The organism is Streptomyces sp. NPDC111520, assembly GCF_055635295.1.
Map to the genome: position 1 here is coordinate 115654 of NZ_JBVKBW010000017.1, position 17824 is coordinate 133477.

The following is a 17824-nucleotide window of genomic DNA, read 5'->3' on the forward strand; positions in this document are numbered from 1 at the left end:
AAGCGGCCATCTGTACCCGCGGACGGCAACGAGACCTCCGCCAAGGGAGAGGCAACCCGCTCCGGCGCCTGAACCCCAGCCACGCACCGACCCGCAGGCTGCCGACAAAGTGGGCCCCCACCCTCCCATCCGCAGCCCGCCGCTTTGCGCCCGAAGGGCGCGAGACGGCGGGACAGCCGAACAGCCGAACAGCCGCCTAGAGCCAGCCGCGTTCGAGGGCGATGCGGACCGCTTCGGCGCGGTTGCGGGCGGCGGTCTTCTGGATCGCCGTGGAGAGGTAGTTGCGGACGGTCCCCTCCGAGAGGTGGAGGCGGCGGGCGATGTCCGCGTTGAGGGAGCCGTCGGCCGCCGCACGCAGGACGTCCCGCTCGCGCGGGGTGAGGGGGTCGGCCCCCTCCGACAGCGCGGCCGCCGCGAGCACGGGGTCGATCACCTTCTCCCCCCGCAGCACCCTGCGCACCGCCTCCGCGAGTTGCCCCGCGGGCGCGTCCTTGACCAGGAACGCGTCGGCGCCCGCCTCCATCGCGCGGCGCAGGTACCCGGGCCGGCCGAACGTGGTGACGATGACCACGCGCACCCCGGGCAGTTCCGCGCGCACCGCGGCGGCCGCGTCGAGGCCGGTCATCGCGCCGGGCATCTCGATGTCCAGGAGGGCCACCTGTGCCCCGGCGTCGCGGGCCGCGCCGACGACGTCCTCGCCGCGGGCGACCTGGGCGACCACCTCGATGTCCCCCTCAAGCCCCAGCAGCGCGGCCAGGGCCTCCCGCACCATCGACTGGTCCTCTGCCAGCAGCACCCGGATCATGGCCGTGAGCGTAGTCGGCCGGGACGACGGCGTGGAGGGTGAAGCCGCCCTCCGCCACGGTCTCCAGACGGCCCCCGGCGAGCTGCAGGCGCTCCTCCAGGCCGGTCAGGCCGTTGCCGCGGTGCGTGCCGCCCGGCCCCGGTCCCCGGCCGTCGTCGGCGACGGTGAGCCGTACCGTGCCGTCGTCCTCGGCGACGGTGACCACGCAGCGTGTGGCGCCGCTGTGCCGTACGACGTTGGTGACGGCCTCGCGCAGGGCCCAGGCGAGCGCACCTTCGGCCTCCGGCGTGAGCGGGGCGGTCACCGTCGCGGGCAGCCGGCCGCGGATGCCGGCGGCCTGCAGGACGGTGCGGGCGCCGGCGAGCTCGGTGGCGAGGGTGGGTCTGCGGTAGCCGCTGACGGCCTCCCGGACGTCCACCAGGGCCTGCCGGCTGACCCGTTCGATGTCGGCCACCTGCGCGGCGGCGTCCTCGGGGCGGTCGGGCAGCATGCGTCCGGCCAGTTCGCTCTTGAGGGTGATCAGCGAGAGGGAGTGGCCGAGCAGGTCGTGCAGGTCGCGGGCGAGCCGCAGCCGTTCCTCCGTGGCCGCGAGCTGGGCCACGGCCGCCCGGGCCTCGCGCAGTTCGCGGGTGGTCCGCACCAGCTGGCGCACGCCCATCATGGCGTAGCCGCCGAGCAGGCACGGCACGAGCAGCGGGATCACCAGGTCCTCGCCCGCGCCGGCGAGCCAGGCGGCGGCGGCGAGCAGCGCGGTGACCAGCGGGATCGCCCAGCGCGCCTGGCGGCCGGGGAGCACCGCCCCGCAGCCGACGGCGAGGTAGACGAACAGGACGAGGAAGGCCTCGCCGAGGGTGAACGTCATCAGCAGCGCCAGCGCGCCCAGCAGCAGGAGCTGCCCGTACACCCAGCGCGGCTGGTGGTCGGCGTTGGTCCGCAGGAAGACGATGCCGAGGTAGACGGCGACGTAGCCGGCGAGCCCGAGCCAGCCCAGCACGGTCGCCGTGAGGCCGTGCCCGCCCTCGGCGAGGTCGCTGACCGGGGCGCCGAGGTAGAGCATCCACATGGCCACCCAGACCAGCTTGACCACGGCCTGGCGGCGGTTCTCCGGGGCCCTGCCGATCGCCGGGGCGTCCCGGGGCTCGGCGACGTCCGGCGCCTGCGTCGTTCCGGCGGTCACAGTCCTCCTCCTCTCCGGCCCGTCAGGCCTTCGCGGTGTCCTTGCGGTACATCCAAGCGGCTGTCCCGGCGAACACCAGCCCGTAGACCACCAGCACGGCGACGTCCCCGGCGTGCGGGGCCCGTCCGGACTCGACGGCCTGGCCGAGCGCCGCGTACGGGCGGGACGGGAGCAGCTCCGCGATGTCGCGCAGCCAGCCGGGGAAGGAGTCGAAGGGCACCCACAGCCCGCCGAGCAGCGCGAGCCCGAAGTAGGCGATCATCGCGACGGGACGGGCGGTCTCCGCCGAGGCGACGTAGCCGATGGCCACGCCCAGCGCGGCGAAGACGAAGCTCCCCGCCCAGCTGGTCAGCAGCACCCCGGCCCACTGCCACGCGGCCATCCGCACGCCCTTCACGGCGCCGCCGGCGAGCAGCACGAGCACGATCGAGGGCAGGCTGACCGTGGCGGCCGCGGCGACCTTGGCCAGGACGTAGCCGCGCCCGGGGAGGGCGGTGAGCCGCAGCTGGCGCACCCAGCCCTTGTCGCGCTCCCGGGCGATCCGCTCGGAGTTGCCCATGAGCACGGCGGTCATGGCGCCGAAGGCGCACATCGCCACCATGTAGTACGGCACCATCGCGGCCGTCTGGCCGGCCGTGAGGATCATGAAGAGCAGCACCGGGTACAGCACCGAGAAGAACATGAACTTGCGGTTGCGCAGGACGCGCAGGATCTCCAGCCGGGCCAGTGTCCTCATCGCGCCGCCGCCTCCTTCTCGGACTTCTCGGACTTCTCCAACTTCCCGGGCTGCCCGGGCTGCCCGGACTTCCCGGACGACTCCGTGATGGCCAGGAAGGCCTGTTCCAGGCCCAGCCCGGCGACCTCCAGGTGCCGGGGGTAGAGCCCGGCCGCGTAGAGGGCGTGCACGGTCGCGTCGGCGTCCGTGGAGCGGATGCGCACCGTGCGCCCGGTGACCTCCACGTCCGTGACCCGCGGCAGGGCCCGCAGGGCGGGCAGGTCCGGCGGGGTGTCCAGGTCGAAGACGATGCGGCGGACGCCGGCCCGGGCCTTGATCTCGGCGGCGGTGCCGTCGGCGACCAGCCGGCCGCCCTGCAGGACGAGCACCCGGTCGGCGACGGCGTCCGCCTCCTCCAGGTAGTGGGTCGCGAAGAGCACCGCGCGGCCCCGCGCCACCTGCCCGCGCATGGCCTCCCAGAAGGCCTGCCGGGCGGAGACGTCCATGCCGGTGGTCGGCTCGTCGAGGACCAGCAGGTCACTGGCACCGGCCGTGGCCAGGGCGAAGCGCACGCGCTGCTCCTGCCCGCCGGAGAGCTTGTCGACCTTGCGGTCGGCGATGGACTCCAGTCCGGCGGCCGCCATCACCTCGGCGACGGGGTGGGCGCGCGGGTGCAGGTCGCAGGCGAGCCGGACGAGCTCGCGGACGGTGACCTCCTCCATGAGGCCGCCGCTCTGCAGCACGGCACCGACCCGGCCGTCGGCGATCGCCCGGCGCGGGGTGGTGCCGAAGACCTCGACGGTGCCGAAGTCGGGGGTGCGCAGCCCCAGCAGCAGGTCCAGGGCGGTGGACTTGCCGGCGCCGTTGGGGCCCAGCAGGGCGACGGTCTCACCGGGGTGGAGGGTCAGGCTCAGGTCGTCGACGGCCCGGACCTGACCGAAGCTCTTGCTCACGTGCGTGAACACTGTTGCGGTCATGGCAGCAGCCTGGCCGACGGCGGGGTCCGCACGGCAGTGCCGGGCGTCCTGTCCCGCGGATGACAGATGTCATGGGTGTGGCCCCGGTACGGGTACCGGGGCCACACCTTCACGCGGGGATCGGGCGACCGGGGGTCAGGAGGCGCCCTCGATGGTCACCGTCTTCTTGGCGGCGTCGGTGGTCTGCAGCGCGGCCATCATCGCCGAGGCGACGTCCTCCGGGGTGACGGCGGTCTTGCTGCCGTCGCCGCGTTCGACCAGCACACCGTCGAAGGCGCCGCCGTACAGCCCCTGGAGGACCTTGCGGTCGATGTACGGCGTCAGGTTGCCCTCCTGGTCCGGCACCATCGTGAGGATCTGCGACAGCGACTTCTCCGGGCTGAACGGGACCTGCGCGGCGCCCGCCCGGACCGTGACCAGCCCGGACATGGCGGACTTCCCGAAACCGTCGACGGCCTTGTCGAGTGCCTCCTGGGTCACCTTGGGCTCCACGGTGGCGACCTTCAGGCTGACCGTGCCGGCCTTGCCGGTGGCGACCTGGGTGGCGTAGGCGGCGGTGACGGCGTCGATCGAGGCGCCCACGTCCACGCCCTCGTGGGGCTTGCCGGGGACGGCGACGGCCTTGCCGTCCACGAACTTGACCATGCCCTCGGAGCCGGAGCCGCCGAGCCCCTGGGAGAGCTTCTCCAGCTGGGCACGGAGCTTCTCGCCGTCGGTGGTCAGCACGGGCTCGGCCGCGCGCGAACCGCCGAACAGCGAGCCGATGACGGTGACCGGGTTGTAGTCGCGGTGCGCCACGTTGCGGACGGTCGCGTCGGTGTCGAGGACGAGACCGGCGGCCGCGGGCTTGAGCGACTTCTGCGCGTCGCCGACGGTGACGGTGATCGGCGCGTTCTTGCGGGGGCCCAGCGCCTGGTCCAGGAGCGCGACGGCCGCGTCCTTGGTCTTGCCGCCGATCTCCACGCCGTAGACGGTCGTGCCGGCCGGCACGTCGGAGTGGTCCATCAGGAGTCCGGCGCCGTAGGCGATGCCCGCCAGGCCCAGCACACCGACGCCCGCCAGTATCAGCTTGGAACGTCCCTTGCGCTGCGGCTCGACCGCGCTCTGGCGCGCGGCGGGCGGCGCCGCGGGCTCGTCCTGCTCGAAGCGGTACATCTCGCCGCCGGCCGGAGCCGGACGGTTCGCGGACGGTCCCGCGGGGGGAACCGCGGGGATGCCGCTGACGACGGTGTCCCCGGACAGCCGCTCGGACGCGGAGGACGGGAACGGCGTCGGGAACGGCGGCCGGCCGGTCGCGGGGCCCGCCGGGGGCACCCGCATCTCACCGGTCACCGGGCCCGCGGTGGGGCCGGACGGCGGCTGCTGCCCCGGGAAGGGCAGACCGGCCCCCGGACCCGCGGGGCCCGCACCGGGCCCGCCGGGGAACGGACGCTGCCCTTGAGGGGGACGCCCGGGGCCGGCGGGGCCACCGGGGCCGGCCGGACCGCCGGGCGCCACGGGCCCACCGGGGCCGCCGGGAACACCCGGTCCGCCCGGGCCGCCGGGGCCACCCGGCGCGACCGGACCGCCGGGGCCCGCCGGGCCGACCGCGCCGTCGTTCAGGTACGGGATGGCCCCGCGCCGGGGCCCGCCGGGGGCGCCGGCCGGCCCGGGGGCCGGACCGCGCTCGGCCGGCCCGGGCTGGGCGGGGATGTCGCCGATCTGCATCGGCTGGGTGACCTCGGGGGCGGAGAACTCCTGGGCCGCCTCGGGCGCCGGCGCCGGTACGGGCGCGGCCTTGCGCGGCGCGAACCAGTCGCTCGTCGGCTTCTCGCTCTTCGGCCCCGGCGCCGGCTCTGCGGCGGGCTCGGGCGCGGGCGCCGGGGCGCCCTGACCGGCCCCGGTGCCGTTGCCGGCGCCCGTACCGCCGCCGGTGGCCCAGCCCGCGGGCAGCGGGGCGGACTCGGCGGCGGGGCCGGCCGGTGCGGACCCGGCGGCCGCCTCGCCCTCCGCGCCGCCCTCGACGGGCGTGCGGACGACGACCGGCGGGATCGGCCGGGACCCGGGGATGTTGATGCGCACCCGGGTGGTCAGTGTGGTCTCGGTCTTGGTCTCCTCCGCGGCGGGGGCATCGGCGGGCTCCCCGTTCGCGGCACCGTCGCGCGGGCCCTCCTGCGGATGCAGCGACGGAAACGGTCGGGTTCCGTACGGCGGGGTACCCGACGGGTACGCGGCTCCGCCCCGGCCCTGGGGGCCGGGGGACGGACGATCAGTTTCACGACTCAAAGCAGGCTCTCCCGGTTCGCTTCGCCACCCGTCACGGCCTTTCCGCGGGCGGCCCGGCGGCGCGCACCACCATACTGGGCGCCGCGTCGGAGCCGCCTGTCCGCCGGATGGAGACCGCCCTGATCAAAGGGGTTTATGTGACGTCGACCGCCAAAACGGACGACGCTCGCTCCGTAACGGACGCAACGTGGCGCCTATCGTGCCTCAAGTGATCCACCAGGGGGAGTTCGGGGTTGCACAAGCGTGGCCGACATCACTCCCGCCATGGCTCCGCCCAACAGGTAGACGTACGGGCTGATTCCGTTGGCGAACAGGAAATCGCCTTCCGGACGGGCCGAGCTGAGCAGCATCACGGTGATCAGCCACACCGCCGCCGGCACCACCGCGCCCAGCCGGGTGCCGGTCAGCCTGGCACCGCCGTGGAAGAGCGCCGCGCTCCCGGCGAGCGCCAGCAGCAACCCGCCCGGGAACCAGGCGGCCTGGACCAGCGACCCCGCGACGGCGACCGGCACGCCCAGGACCGCGAGCAGGGGGTAGGCCGCGCGCCTCATGCCCCGCTCCCGGCGAACAGGTCGTCCTCCAGGCTGCCGGCGGGCGCGGGCGCGCCCTTGACCAGCCGGTAGAACTCGGCGCCGAACAAGGGCTGTCCGAGGTCGTTGGAGAGCGCGAAGAACGGGCCGTCCACCGCGATCTGGGTGACGTGGGCCTTCATCGCCGCGGCCTTCCGCTCGGCGTAGCGGGCCTCCACGTCGATGGCGGCGGTCACCATGTCGTCGTCCACCACGCCCGGGACGTCCTCGACGGTCGCGATGCCCTCGAAGGGCATCTGCCGGCCGGCCGCGTGCAGCCGGGCGAAGCCCTCCTCGACCACGCGGCGGGGGACGCAGTTCCAGTAGACCTTGGCGACGGAGTGCGGCCCGCCGAGGTCGCGCCGGTAGGCCGGCTCCGCGGACAGCTCGGCGGCCCGCATGGCGACCCGGTGCGCCTTGACGTGGTCGGGGTGGCCGTAGCCGCCGTCGGGGTCGTAGGTGACCAGGACCTGCGGACGGACCTCGCGGATCACCTCCACGAGGTACCCGGCCGCGAGGTCGAGGTCCGCCTGCCAGAAGCTGTCGGGCCGGTCGTTCTGGGGCGCGCCCATCATCCCGGAGTCGCGGAAGCGGCCGGGGCCGCCCAGGAGGCGGTGGTCGGTGACGCCGAGCTGGACCATGGCGTCCGCGAGTTCGCCGGCCCGGTACGCGCCGAGGGTGTCGTCGCGGCCGGGCGCCAGGTGTGCCAGTTCGGGCGGGATGACCTCGCCCTCCTCCCCGAGGGTGCACGTCACCAGCGTGACGTGCGCGCCCTCGGCGGCGTACTTGGCCATGGTGGCGCCGTTGTTGATCGACTCGTCGTCGGGATGCGCGTGGACGAGCAGCAGTCGCCGGGCGGGCAGTGCGGTCATGAGGAGAGCCTAGGCCCTGCCGTCGGGGTGGCCCGGGCCGGCCGAAGGGCGGGTCCCCCGCTGCGCCGACGCGGTGCGCCGCACGGCGGAGGGTCACCCCCGCAGCGGGCCACGGGGACGATCCGGCGGCTCCCCGGGCCGAAGGCACGGGCTCAGAACTTGAAGTCCCCGATCATGCCCGCCACGTTGCTGGTCAGGTCACTGATCGTCGGGGCGATGGAGGAGCTCGCCAGGTAGAACCCGAGCAGTACGCAGACCACCGCGTGCCCCGCCTTCAGACCGGCCTTCCTGACCAGCAGGAAGACGACGATCAGCAGCAGCAGCACCGCCGAAATCGAAAGTGCCACAGCGGCTCACCTCCAGGGCCTCGTGGTCCGACAGCAATTGCCAACCGGTTGTTACCCACTCTCGGCAGTGGATCATAACTTTGTGGCGCACCGCATAGCTCGTCGCACGGGAGCACGCGGGGGCGCATGGCCGGATCTCGCGGTTGGCGTGCGCGGGGCCCGCCGGCGGGCGGTGGCACACTCCCCCCATGACGCAAGCGCTCTCGTTCCCGCGGCAGTACGCCCGCACGCAGCGGTTCTCGCTCGGCGCCCCGCGCGCCTTCACCGTGTCGCCGGACGGCGGCCGGGTCGTCTTCCTGCGCTCCCGTACCGGCACCGACCGCTCGCACCTGCTGTGGGTGCTGGACCTGGAGTCCGGCACCGAGCGGGTCGCGGCGGACCCCGAGGTGCTGCTGTCCGGTACGGCGGAGGAGTTGTCGCCGCAGGAGAGGGCGCGCCGCGAGCGCAGCCGGGAGGGTTCGGCCGGGATCGTCGGCCACGCGACCGACGACGCGGTCGAGATCGCCGCGTTCGCCTTGTCCGGGCGGCTGTTCACCGCGGAACTGCGGGCGGGCACCGCCCGGGAGATCGCCGTGCCGGGCCCGGTGGTGGACCCGCGCCCGTCGCCGGACGGCCGCCTGGTGGCCTACGTGACGGACGGCGCACTGCGCGTGGTGGCCGCGGACGGCGGCGGGGACCGTGCGCTGGCCGAGCCCGAGGGCCCGGACGTCACCTACGGGCTGGCCGAGTTCATCGCGGCCGAGGAGATGTCCCGCAGCCGCGGCTACTGGTGGTCGCCGGACGGCGACCGCGTACTGGCGGCCCGGGTGGACGCGTCCCCGGTCCGCCGCTGGTGGATCGCCGACCCGGCGAACCCCGGGCAGGCGCCGGCCGAGGTGGCCTACCCGGCCGCGGGCACGCCGAACGCCGAGGTCACGCTGGCGCTGCTGACGCTGGACGGCACGGCCACCGCGGTGGAGTGGGACCGCGAGCGCTACCCGTACCTGGCGCAGGTGCACTGGTCGGCGGCGGGCCCGCCGCTGCTGCTCGTCCAGACCCGCGACCAGCGCGAGCAGCTGTACCTGGCGGTGGACACCGCCACCGGGGGCACCCGGGAGGTACACCGGGACCGCGATCAAATCTGGCTTGATCTTTTCGCCGGGGTGCCCGCGTGGACGTCCGGCGAACGCCTCGTGCGGATCTCCGACGAGGACGGCGCACGGTCGCTGTTCGTCGGCGAACAGCCTTGGACGGGGCCGGAGTTGCACGTACGCGCGATGCTCGGGCGGGACGGCGACGCGGTCCTGCTGTCGGCCTCCGCGGGACCGGGCGCCAAGGACCCGGAGATCGGCGAGATCCATGTGTACCGCGCCGACGGGGGCCCGGGCGGACCGGTCCGGCTGAGCACCGCGCCGGGGGTGCACTCCGCGGTGCGGGCCGGGGGCGTCACGGTGCTGTCCTCCGCGTCACTGGGGTCGGCGGCCACTTCCGTGCGGGTGCTGCGGGACGGCGAGGAGGTGGCGGAGATCGCCTCGTACACCGAGACCCCGGTCCTCACCGCGCGCCCCGTGCTGGTCGGCGCCGGCGAGCGCGGGGTGCCGGCGGCGGTGCTGCTCCCCTCGGGGTACCGGGCGGACGACGGCCCGCTGCCGGTGCTGATGGACCCCTACGGCGGGCCGCACGGCCAGATGGTGGTGAGCGCCCAGCGCGGCTACCTGCAGGCGCAGTGGCTGGCCGACCAGGGCTTCGCGGTCGTCGTCGCGGACGGCCGGGGCACCCCCGGGCACTCCCCCGCCTGGGAGAAGGCGATCGCGGGCGACTTCGCGGGGGTCACGCTCGACGACCAGGTCCACGCGCTGCACGCGCTGGCCGGCCACTACCCGCTGGACCTCACCCGGGTGGGCATCCGCGGCTGGTCCTACGGCGGCTACCTGGCGGCGCTGGCCGTGCTGCGGCGTCCGGACGTCTTCCACGCGGCGGTGGCGGGCGCCCCCGTCACCGACTGGCGGCTGTACGACACGCACTACACCGAGCGCTACCTCGGCCACCCCGAGGAGCGGCCGGCGGTGTACGCCGCCAACTCCCTGGTCACCGACGCCGGCCTGACGGACCCGGCCGAGGAGGTCCGGCCGCTCATGATCATCCACGGTCTGGCCGACGACAACGTGGTGGCCGCGCACACCCTGCGGCTCTCCTCCGCGCTGCTGGCCGCCGGACGCCCGCACGAGGTGCTGCCGCTGTCCGGCGTCACGCACATGACGCCGCAGGAGGAGGTCGCCGAGAACCTGCTCCTGCTCCAGGTCGCGTTCCTCAAGCGCTCCTTGGGCGTCGGGCGGGACTAGGGCGTCCCGGCGGGTCAGGGCGGGTTCTGCAGGTAGGCCGCCCGCGCCTCGGAGCCCGGGCCGGGGCCCGTACCGGGGCCGGGCGGCGGCTGCCCGTACGCGCCGAAGACGGGGAGGACGGCGGTCTGCTCGTAGAGCGGCATGGACAGGTTGTCGGCGGCCGCCGGGACCTCCGCCTCCACGTACGGGTCGCCGCCGGGCACGCCCACCGCAGCGAGGTCACCGGGCACGAGCAGCAGCGTCACCACCAGGGCGGCGCCCACCGCGAAGGCGGCGGCGAAGTCGTCGGCGGCCGGGGCGTCGATCCGGGAGGTGCCGATCACCGGGACCGCGGTCACCGCCAGCAGTCCGGCCACGGAGATGCCCAGCGGCCGGGCGAACGGGGCCCGGGAGAACGCGGCGAGGCCCGCGGCCGCGGCCAGCCCGGCGGTCGCCCAGACCAGCCACTCGTAGGGCGCGCCCAGTTGGGAGTCGACCAGGTAGCCGCCCGTGGCGGTGCGCCAGAAGAAGCCCGGGGGCAGCGGCGCGTTCGGGTCGGAGCGCCGGGAGAACTCCAGGACCCCGGCGATGAGCGCGACCACCAGCAGCAGCATCCCCGCCAGCACGCCCGCCGCGGGCCGTGGCGGGGCGGGCGCGTCCTGGCCGGTGCGCCGTACGACCACGAGCAGCACGAGGGCGCCGGCGACCTGCCCGGCCGCGGTCAGCAGCAGCGCCCCCTGCAGCCCCGGCGCCCCGCCGCCCGCGGCGGGGGCGAGCAGGTACGCCGTGGGGGTGCGCAGCGCCAGGGTGACCACCGAGGCCGCCCCGAGGACCCCGACGCCGCCGGGCTTGAGGGACGCGACCGCGGCGGCCGCGTAGAGCGCGAGGAGCAGCAGGTCCACGGTGGAGGTCACGAGCGGTGCCCCGCCGACCGGCACCGCCAGCCCGGCCCACACCTTGACGGCGCCCTCCGCGCGGAACTGCACGAGGTCCTGGCCCAGCCAGACCGCCTCCGCGGCCCCCAGGGCGGCGCAGACCACTCCTCCGAGCCGATACGCCCGCCGCACGGCCACCTCCCCGGCCCTTCCGGCAGCACTGTCGTTTGGCCTTCGCAGGGGATACGCAGCGGGCCGCCTCGCCGTTCACCGCCGGCGCGCGGCGGCGCGCGGCGGCGTACGGGCGGCCGGCCGGGGCGACGCACGTTCGCCCCGGCCGGCCCACGGCACCCGCACGGCCGTACGCTGCTCAGCGTGGCGCGTCCGTATATCGGTGACGCTTCGATCAAGTTGCGTGCGTGTAAAAGAAATTCATCCTGAATCCACCGCATTCGCCGAGCGGCCGCGGAAGCTGTCAAGCACGCGTTCACGACAATATCCAAAACCTTGCCCCAAGATAACGGCGATCTCGTCTTCCGGTCGCTTCACCCCCTTGACTGGCCGCCAAATCCATTGCCCAATACCGGCTAGCTAGCCACGGGCGTTCACATGCGCCGCCAAATCTCTTTGGTGCGGGGGCAGATGACCATGTCCAGTCCGAGCACGGCCGCGAACCGGCCGGAACCCGTTCCGGCAGAGGCACCCGCCCACGTCGAGGGCACCGGGAAGGAGCCCTCGGAACTCGTCGGGCGCTCCCCGGGACAGCTGGCCTGGCTGCGCTTCCGGCGCGACCGCACCGGAGTGATCTGCGCCGGCGTCGTGGTCTTCTACCTGGTCGTGGCCATGGCCGCGCCGCTGATCTCCAAGGTGTACGGCAAGAACCCGTACGAGCTGTACGGCCAGGACCTCGGGCTGCTGAACAGCTACGGGATCCCGCTCAAGCCCAACGGCGGCATCGACGGCGACTTCTGGTTCGGGCTCGAACCCCAGCTCGGCCGGGACGTGTTCACCCTGCTGATCTACGGGATCCGCACCTCGCTGGGCATCGCCCTCGCCGTGACCACGGTCTCCGTCGTGGTCGGCGTGCTGATCGGGCTCGTGCAGGGCTACCTCGGCGGGCGCACCGACTACTTCCTGGGCCGGTTCTCGGACCTGATGCTGTCCTTCCCGCAGCAGCTGTTCTTCATCGCCTTCACCCCGGTGATCGTGGCGCTCTTCGTCTCCCCGCGCGACGAGGAACCGACCTACGTCCGCATCGCGGCACTGGTCATCGTGCAGTTCGTGCTGGGCTGGATGAGCGTCGGCCGGCTGGTGCGGGCCCAGGTGCTGAGCCTGCGCGAGCGCGAGTTCATCGAGGCCGCGCGGATCAGCGGCGCCTCCCCGGCGCGGATCATCCGCAAGGAGCTGCTGCCGAACATCTGGTCCACGATCCTCGTCCAGTCGACCCTGCTGCTGCCGGTGAACGTCACCGCCGAGGCGGGCCTTTCCTATCTCGGTGTCGGAATTCTGCCGCCCACCCCGGACTGGGGGCTGATGTTCCAGCAGGCCGCGGCGTACTACGAATCCGACGTCACCTTCATGTTCTTCCCCGGCATCGCCATGGTGATCTTCGTGGTGGCCTTCAACCTGCTCGGGGATTCGGTCCGGGACGCACTCGATCCCAAGACCGTGCGCTAGGTGTCCAAGCCGCCGCGCCGGGCCCCTGTGGGGGGAGACCGGGCGCGCCGGTATCCGCAGTTCGGTTCACTGACAGGCAGGGAACAATGAGAATTCGCAAGGCGCGTCACGCCTCCGCGTTCCTGGCGTTGGGAGCTCTGACACTGTCCGCCGCGTGCAGCAGCGGTGGCGGCGGGGGGACGGGCACCGGCGGCGGCGAGGGCAAGAAGGCCACCGTGCAGAACTTCGGCATCGGTACGGCCGCCGACTCCAAGGGCCCCGCCCCGGAGGTCCCGGGGGCCAGGAAGGGCGGCACGGCGTACGACCTCGACCAGGCGGGCTTCGACTACCTGGACCCCGGCCAGCAGTACGTCAGCGACCAACTGTCGGTCCAGTTGCTCTACAACCGCTCGCTGACCGGCTACAAGATCGACGCCAAGACCGGCAAGACGATCCTGGTGGGCGACCTCGCCACCGACACCGGCAAGCCCTCCGACGGCGCGAAGACCTGGACCTTCACCCTCAAGGACGGCCTGAAGTTCGAGGACGGCACCCCCGTCACCTCCAAGGACGTCAAGTACGGCATCGAGCGGCTGTTCGCCGACTACCAGACGCAGGGCCCGCAGTACATCCAGAAGTGGCTCTACGGCGCCGAATACCGCAAGACCTACACGGGCCCGTACGAGGGCAAGGAGATCCCGGCCGACAAGATCGACACGCCGGACGACAAGACCATCGTCCTCCACTTCCTGGAGGCGCACGCCGACGCCCCCTACGCGGCCGCGATGCCGAACATCTCGCCGGTGCCGAAGGCGAAGGACGACAAGCAGAAGTACAACAACCACCCGGTCGCGACCGGCCCGTACAAGATCGCCAGCTACAAGCCGGGCAAGGAGCTGGTCTTCGAGCGCAACACCAACTGGGACCCGAAGACCGACCCGATCCGCAACGCCTACCCGGACAGCTGGAACTTCCAGCTGGGCATCGCCGAGCCCGGCCTGACCAACCGGCTCGCCGCCGAGGACGGCGACGACAAGTACGCGGTGAACCTCTCCGGTTCCTCCGACCCGTCGAAGATGCAGACGCTGACGACGGACGCGCAGTACAAGTCGCGGACGGTGAACCAGTACCAGCCGTACGTCGAGGTCATCAACATCAACACCAAGCGGATCACCGACCCGAAGGTCCGCCAGGCGATCATGTACGCCTTCCCGATGACCCAGGTCCAGCAGGCCTTCGGCGGCGGCGCGCAGGGCGAGCTCGGCACCACGCTGCTCAGCCCGACCGTGGCCGGCTGGAAGAAGTACGACCCCTTCGGCAAGCTCGACAAGCCCACCGGTGACGTCGAGAAGGCCAAGGAGCTGCTGAAGGAGGCCGGGGTCACCGGCAAGGTGAAGCTCTCCTACGCCTACGCCAACACCCCGCGCTGGCAGAACGTCTCGCTGACCATCGAGAAGGCGCTGGAGAAGGCCGGCTTCGACGTCCAGCGCAAGGCGATCGACCCGACCTCGTACTACACGGTCGTCGGCAAGCTCGACACCCCGTACGACATCTACCGCACCGGCTGGGGCGCGGACTGGCCCAGCGCCTCCACCGTGGTCCCGCCGACCATGGACGGCCGCAACCTCGCCGACGGCACCAACAACTACTCGTTCCTCAACGACGAGCACGTCAACTCCGAGATCGACCGCATCCTGGCGATCACGGACATCAAGCAGCAGAACGACGAGTGGCGGACGCTGTCCGAGTACGTGCTGAAGAACGACACGTCGCAGATCCCGTTCATCTTCGACAAGTACTTCAACATCCACGGCTCGGGCCTCGGCGGCGTCACCTACAACGAGGTCTACGGGACGATCAACCCCAACACGATCTTCGTCAAGCAGTAGGCCCAGCGCAGACACGCCGGTCCCGGCCTCTCCCCGGGCCGGGACCGGCGTCCCGACGGAACCGACGGAGAGCCTGACCCATGCTGCGTTTCCTGGTACGCCGTGTGCTGGGCGCGCTGGTCATCCTGCTGCTGATCAGCGCCATCACGTACTTCCTCTTCTTCTTCCTGCCCTCCGACCCGGCGCTGCTGTCCTGCGGCAAGAACTGCAGCCCGCAGAACGTGGCCCTGATCCGCAAGAACCTCGGCCTGGACCTGCCGATCTGGACCCAGTACTGGCACTTCATGGTCGGCATCTTCGCCGGCCGGGACATGCCCATCGGCCACTGCCCGGCGCCGTGCTTCGGCTACTCCTTCGCCGACCAGCAACTCGTCTGGGACACCATCGCCGACCGCTACCCGACGACGCTGTCGCTGGCGATCGGCGGCGCCACCGTCTTCCTGTGCGTCGGCGTCGGCCTCGGGCTGGTCTCCGCCTGGCAGCAGGGGAAGGCCTTCGACCGGATCGCCAGCGGCGTCTCGCTGGTCGGCAACTCCGTGCAGATCTACTTCCTCGGACCGATCGCCATCGGCCTGTTCGCGAGCAGCTGGCACGTGCTGGACCGCGGGCACGACCCCGACTGGTCGCACGACCCGTGGGGTTCGGTGCAGGGGCTGATCCTGCCCTGCCTGGTGCTCTCGGTGATCTTCTGGTCCAACTACAGCCGGCAGACCCGCTCGCTGATGGTGGAGCAGCTGTCCGAGGACCACATCCGGGCCGCCCGCGCCAAGGGCATGTCCTCCCGCTACGTCTTCCTGCGGTACGCGCTGCGCGGCGCCGCCGCCTCCATCATCACCATCTTCGGCATCGACCTGAGCGCCGTCCTGGGCGGCGCGATCATCACCGAGGTCACCTTCGGACTGCACGGCCTCGGCCTGCTGTCCGTGCAGGCCGTGCTCCGCAGCGACCTGCCGCTGGAGATGGCCGTGATGCTGATCGGCGCCACGATCATCGTCGTCTGCAACATCGTCGTCGACGCCGCCTACGCCCTCATCGACCCGCGGATCAGGCTGTCGTGAGCCGGGACGCCTGCCGGCACGCAGAGGAGAAGCACCGTTGAGCATCCTCACCAAGACCGAGGCGGGGCCGCCCGGGCCCGGGGACCCCGCGCCGTCCGGGCCGTTCCTGTCGGTCCGCGACCTGTACGTGCAGTTCGCCACCGAGGACGGCGTGGTCAAGGCCGTCGACGGGCTCTCCTTCGACCTGGAGCGCGGCAGCACCCTGGGCATCGTCGGCGAGTCCGGCTCCGGCAAGTCGGTCACCAACCTGGCGGTCCTCGGTCTGCACGACCGCCGCAACACCACCGTCCGCGGCGAGATCGTGCTGGACGGGCAGGAGCTGACGGGTGCCTCCGAGCGGACCCTGGAACGGCTGCGCGGCCGGAAGATGGCGATGATCTTCCAGGACTCGCTGACCGCGCTCTCCCCGTACTACTCGGTGGGCCGGCAGATCGCCGAGCCGTACATGAAGCACATGGGGGCCTCGAAGAAGGCCGCCCGGGAGCGGGCGATCGAGATGCTGGCCCGGGTGGGCATCCCGCAGCCGCGGCTGCGGGTGGACGACTTCCCGCACCAGTTCTCCGGGGGCATGCGGCAGCGCGCGATGATCGCGATGGCGCTGGTCTGCGACCCGGCGCTGGTCATCGCGGACGAGCCGACGACGGCCCTGGACGTGACCGTGCAGGCGCAGATCCTCGACCTGCTGAAGGACCTGCAGCGGGAGACGGGCACGGCGATCGTCATCATCACCCACGACCTGGGCGTGGTCGCCAACACGGCGGACGACGTGATGGTGATGTACGCGGGGCGCTGCGTGGAGCGCGGCACCGTGCACGAGATCCTCAAGGCACCCGAACACCCCTACTCCTGGGGCCTGCTGGCCTCCATCCCGCGGCTGTCGGCGCCGGTGGACCTGCCGCTGTCCCCGATCCCCGGCAGCCCGCCGAGCCTGCTCGCCCCGCCCTCCGGCTGCCCCTTCCACCCGCGCTGCGGCTTCACCGGGGAGGTCGGCGGCGGACGCTGCACCACCGAGCGGCCCGCCATCCCGGAGGACGAGCGGCACGGCTCCGCCTGCCACCTGGGGCGGGAGCGGAAACGGGAGATCTTCACCGGGCAGATCCGGCCCCGGCTGGGCGGAGGTGCGCGGTGAGCGCCCCGCAGCAGGACCACGCGCCGGGGGAGACCATGGGCCCGCTGCTCGAAGTGACCGGGCTGCGCAAGTACTTCCCCGTCCGGGGCGGCTTCCTGGTCAAGCGCCACGTGGCGGACGTGCGGGCGGTGGACGGCATCGACTTCACCATCGCCGAGGGCGAGAGCCTCGGCCTGGTCGGCGAGTCGGGCTGCGGCAAGTCCACCACCGGGCGGCTGGTGACCCGGCTGCTGGAGCCCAGCGCGGGACGGATCAGCTACCGGGGCCGGGACATCACGCACGCCTCGCGCAGGGAGCTGGCCCCGATCCGCTCCGAGATCCAGATGATCTTCCAGGACCCGTACGCCTCGCTGAACCCGCGGCAGACCGTCGGGCACATCGTCTCGGCGCCACTGGAGATCAACGGGATCGACCCGCCGGGCGGCCGCGAGAAGCGGGTGCGCGAGCTGCTGGAGACCGTCGGCCTCAACCCGGAGCACTACAACCGCTTCCCGCACGAGTTCTCCGGCGGCCAGCGGCAGCGCATCGGGGTGGCCCGGGCACTGGCGCTGGAGCCGAAGCTCATCGTGGCCGACGAGCCGGTGTCGGCGCTGGACGTCTCGATCCAGGCCCAGGTGGTGAACCTGCTGCAGCGCCTGCAGCGGGAACTGGGCATCGCCTTCCTGTTCATCGCCCACGACCTGGCGGTGGTACGGCACTTCTCGCAGCGCGTGGCGGTGATGTACCTCGGGCGGATCGTGGAGGTCGGCGAGCGCCGGGACATCTACGAGCGGCCCCGCCACCCGTACACCCACGCCCTGCTGTCCGCCTCGCCCGAGCCTGACCCGGACGACCGCCACACGACGGAGAGGATCCGCCTCGCCGGCGACGTGCCCTCGCCCGTCTCGCCGCCGTCCGGCTGCCGCTTCCGCACGCGCTGCTGGAAGGCGCAGGACAGGTGCGCCACCGAGGAACCTCCCCTGGTCCGCCTGGAGGGGAACCGGGAGGGTCACCTGAGCGCGTGCCACTTCCCCGAGGAGCCGACGACCGCGGCCCGCGGCGAGGACGTCGTCCTCGACCCGGCACTGGCCGCGATCGAGGAGACGCCCGCCGACAGGACCCCTTGACCCGGGCCGACAGACGTCTCCGTTCGGAGCCCGACCCGCGCCCACACCCCTGCACCACCGGGCGCGGGTCGTGCCTCTTTGTGG

General features: G+C 72.9%; 15 protein-coding genes. 6 read left to right on the forward strand and 9 right to left on the reverse strand.

Features of this window, described 5'->3' with window-relative positions:
* Positions 1 to 196: 196 nt before the first annotated feature.
* The 8 genes from ACZ7MY_RS32850 to ACZ7MY_RS32885 form a co-directional block, all read right to left on the reverse strand.
* Positions 197 to 805: a response regulator gene (locus tag ACZ7MY_RS32850; protein WP_396568620.1), complete on the reverse strand. Its 609-nt coding sequence runs from the start codon at positions 803 to 805 to the stop codon at positions 197 to 199.
* Entirely contained in the window at positions 735 to 1982 is a 1248-nt protein-coding gene (locus ACZ7MY_RS32855) for a sensor histidine kinase (protein WP_499607064.1), read from the reverse strand. The genes ACZ7MY_RS32850 and ACZ7MY_RS32855 overlap by 71 nt, the downstream gene beginning before the upstream one ends.
* Positions 1983 to 2004: 22 nt before the next feature.
* On the reverse strand, positions 2005 to 2718 hold the full coding sequence (locus ACZ7MY_RS32860) for an ABC transporter permease (RefSeq protein WP_499607066.1): 714 nt from the start codon (positions 2716 to 2718) through the stop codon (positions 2005 to 2007).
* Positions 2715 to 3674 carry an ABC transporter ATP-binding protein gene (locus tag ACZ7MY_RS32865; RefSeq protein ID WP_499607069.1) on the reverse strand — a complete coding sequence of 320 codons (960 nt, stop codon included), beginning with the start codon at positions 3672 to 3674 and terminating at the stop codon, positions 2715 to 2717. The genes ACZ7MY_RS32860 and ACZ7MY_RS32865 overlap by 4 nt, the downstream gene beginning before the upstream one ends.
* A gap of 135 nt (positions 3675 to 3809) precedes the next feature.
* Positions 3810 to 5939, reverse strand: a complete 2130-nt coding sequence (locus tag ACZ7MY_RS32870) for a VanW family protein (protein WP_499607072.1) — start codon at positions 5937 to 5939, stop codon at positions 3810 to 3812.
* A gap of 194 nt (positions 5940 to 6133) precedes the next feature.
* Entirely contained in the window at positions 6134 to 6490 is a 357-nt protein-coding gene (locus ACZ7MY_RS32875) for a DUF6113 family protein (RefSeq protein ID WP_499607075.1), read from the reverse strand.
* Positions 6487 to 7380, reverse strand: a complete 894-nt coding sequence (gene mshB / locus ACZ7MY_RS32880; protein WP_499607078.1) for an N-acetyl-1-D-myo-inositol-2-amino-2-deoxy-alpha-D-glucopyranoside deacetylase — start codon at positions 7378 to 7380, stop codon at positions 6487 to 6489. Before mshB ends, ACZ7MY_RS32875 begins: the two co-directional genes overlap by 4 nt.
* Positions 7381 to 7532: 152 nt before the next feature.
* Positions 7533 to 7727 carry a hypothetical protein gene (locus ACZ7MY_RS32885; protein WP_499607081.1) on the reverse strand — a complete coding sequence of 65 codons (195 nt, stop codon included), beginning with the start codon at positions 7725 to 7727 and terminating at the stop codon, positions 7533 to 7535.
* Between the two features lie 188 nt (positions 7728 to 7915).
* On the opposite strand from ACZ7MY_RS32885, the gene ACZ7MY_RS32890 reads away from it, so the two are divergent.
* Positions 7916 to 10048: a S9 family peptidase gene (locus ACZ7MY_RS32890; protein ID WP_499607084.1), complete on the forward strand. Its 2133-nt coding sequence runs from the start codon at positions 7916 to 7918 to the stop codon at positions 10046 to 10048.
* 14 nt (positions 10049 to 10062) lie between these two features.
* Here the strand turns inward: ACZ7MY_RS32890 and ACZ7MY_RS32895 are convergent, their stop codons facing one another.
* Positions 10063 to 11094: a hypothetical protein gene (locus ACZ7MY_RS32895; protein ID WP_499607087.1), complete on the reverse strand. Its 1032-nt coding sequence runs from the start codon at positions 11092 to 11094 to the stop codon at positions 10063 to 10065.
* 456 nt (positions 11095 to 11550) lie between these two features.
* Here ACZ7MY_RS32895 and ACZ7MY_RS32900 point away from each other — a divergent pair, with 456 nt between their 5' ends.
* The 5 genes from ACZ7MY_RS32900 (at position 11551) to ACZ7MY_RS32920 (ending at position 17740) form a co-directional block, all read left to right on the forward strand.
* Entirely contained in the window at positions 11551 to 12579 is a 1029-nt protein-coding gene (locus ACZ7MY_RS32900) for an ABC transporter permease (RefSeq protein ID WP_499607090.1), read from the forward strand.
* An 86-nt stretch (positions 12580 to 12665) separates the two neighbouring features.
* Entirely contained in the window at positions 12666 to 14447 is a 1782-nt protein-coding gene (locus ACZ7MY_RS32905) for an ABC transporter substrate-binding protein (protein ID WP_499607093.1), read from the forward strand.
* A gap of 80 nt (positions 14448 to 14527) precedes the next feature.
* Positions 14528 to 15505 (forward strand): ABC transporter permease, encoded by a 978-nt coding sequence (locus ACZ7MY_RS32910; protein WP_499607095.1) that lies wholly within the window; start codon positions 14528 to 14530, stop codon positions 15503 to 15505.
* Positions 15506 to 15542: 37 nt separating this feature from the next.
* The gene (locus ACZ7MY_RS32915; RefSeq protein ID WP_499607097.1) at positions 15543 to 16634 is read left to right on the forward strand and encodes an ABC transporter ATP-binding protein; all 1092 of its coding nucleotides are present in this window, start codon (positions 15543 to 15545) and stop codon (positions 16632 to 16634) included.
* 35 nt (positions 16635 to 16669) lie between these two features.
* A complete protein-coding gene (locus tag ACZ7MY_RS32920; protein WP_499607235.1) occupies positions 16670 to 17740 on the forward strand; it encodes an ABC transporter ATP-binding protein in 1071 nt (356 codons plus the stop codon).
* The last annotated feature ends 84 nt before the right edge of the window (positions 17741 to 17824 follow it).

Coding starts and splice junctions, on each gene's coding strand:
- ACZ7MY_RS32850 (WP_396568620.1), bottom strand. CDS start 805: ATGATCCGGGTGCTGCTGGCAGAGGACCAGTCGATGGTGCGGGAGGCC.
- ACZ7MY_RS32860 (WP_499607066.1), bottom strand. CDS start 2,718: ATGAGGACACTGGCCCGGCTGGAGATCCTGCGCGTCCTGCGCAACCGC.
- ACZ7MY_RS32865 (WP_499607069.1), bottom strand. CDS start 3,674: ATGACCGCAACAGTGTTCACGCACGTGAGCAAGAGCTTCGGTCAGGTC.
- ACZ7MY_RS32875 (WP_499607075.1), bottom strand. CDS start 6,490: ATGAGGCGCGCGGCCTACCCCCTGCTCGCGGTCCTGGGCGTGCCGGTC.
- mshB (WP_499607078.1), bottom strand. CDS start 7,380: ATGACCGCACTGCCCGCCCGGCGACTGCTGCTCGTCCACGCGCATCCC.
- ACZ7MY_RS32890 (WP_499607084.1), top strand. CDS start 7,916: ATGACGCAAGCGCTCTCGTTCCCGCGGCAGTACGCCCGCACGCAGCGG.
- ACZ7MY_RS32900 (WP_499607090.1), top strand. CDS start 11,551: ATGTCCAGTCCGAGCACGGCCGCGAACCGGCCGGAACCCGTTCCGGCA.
- ACZ7MY_RS32905 (WP_499607093.1), top strand. CDS start 12,666: ATGAGAATTCGCAAGGCGCGTCACGCCTCCGCGTTCCTGGCGTTGGGA.
- ACZ7MY_RS32910 (WP_499607095.1), top strand. CDS start 14,528: ATGCTGCGTTTCCTGGTACGCCGTGTGCTGGGCGCGCTGGTCATCCTG.
- ACZ7MY_RS32920 (WP_499607235.1), top strand. CDS start 16,670: ATGGGCCCGCTGCTCGAAGTGACCGGGCTGCGCAAGTACTTCCCCGTC.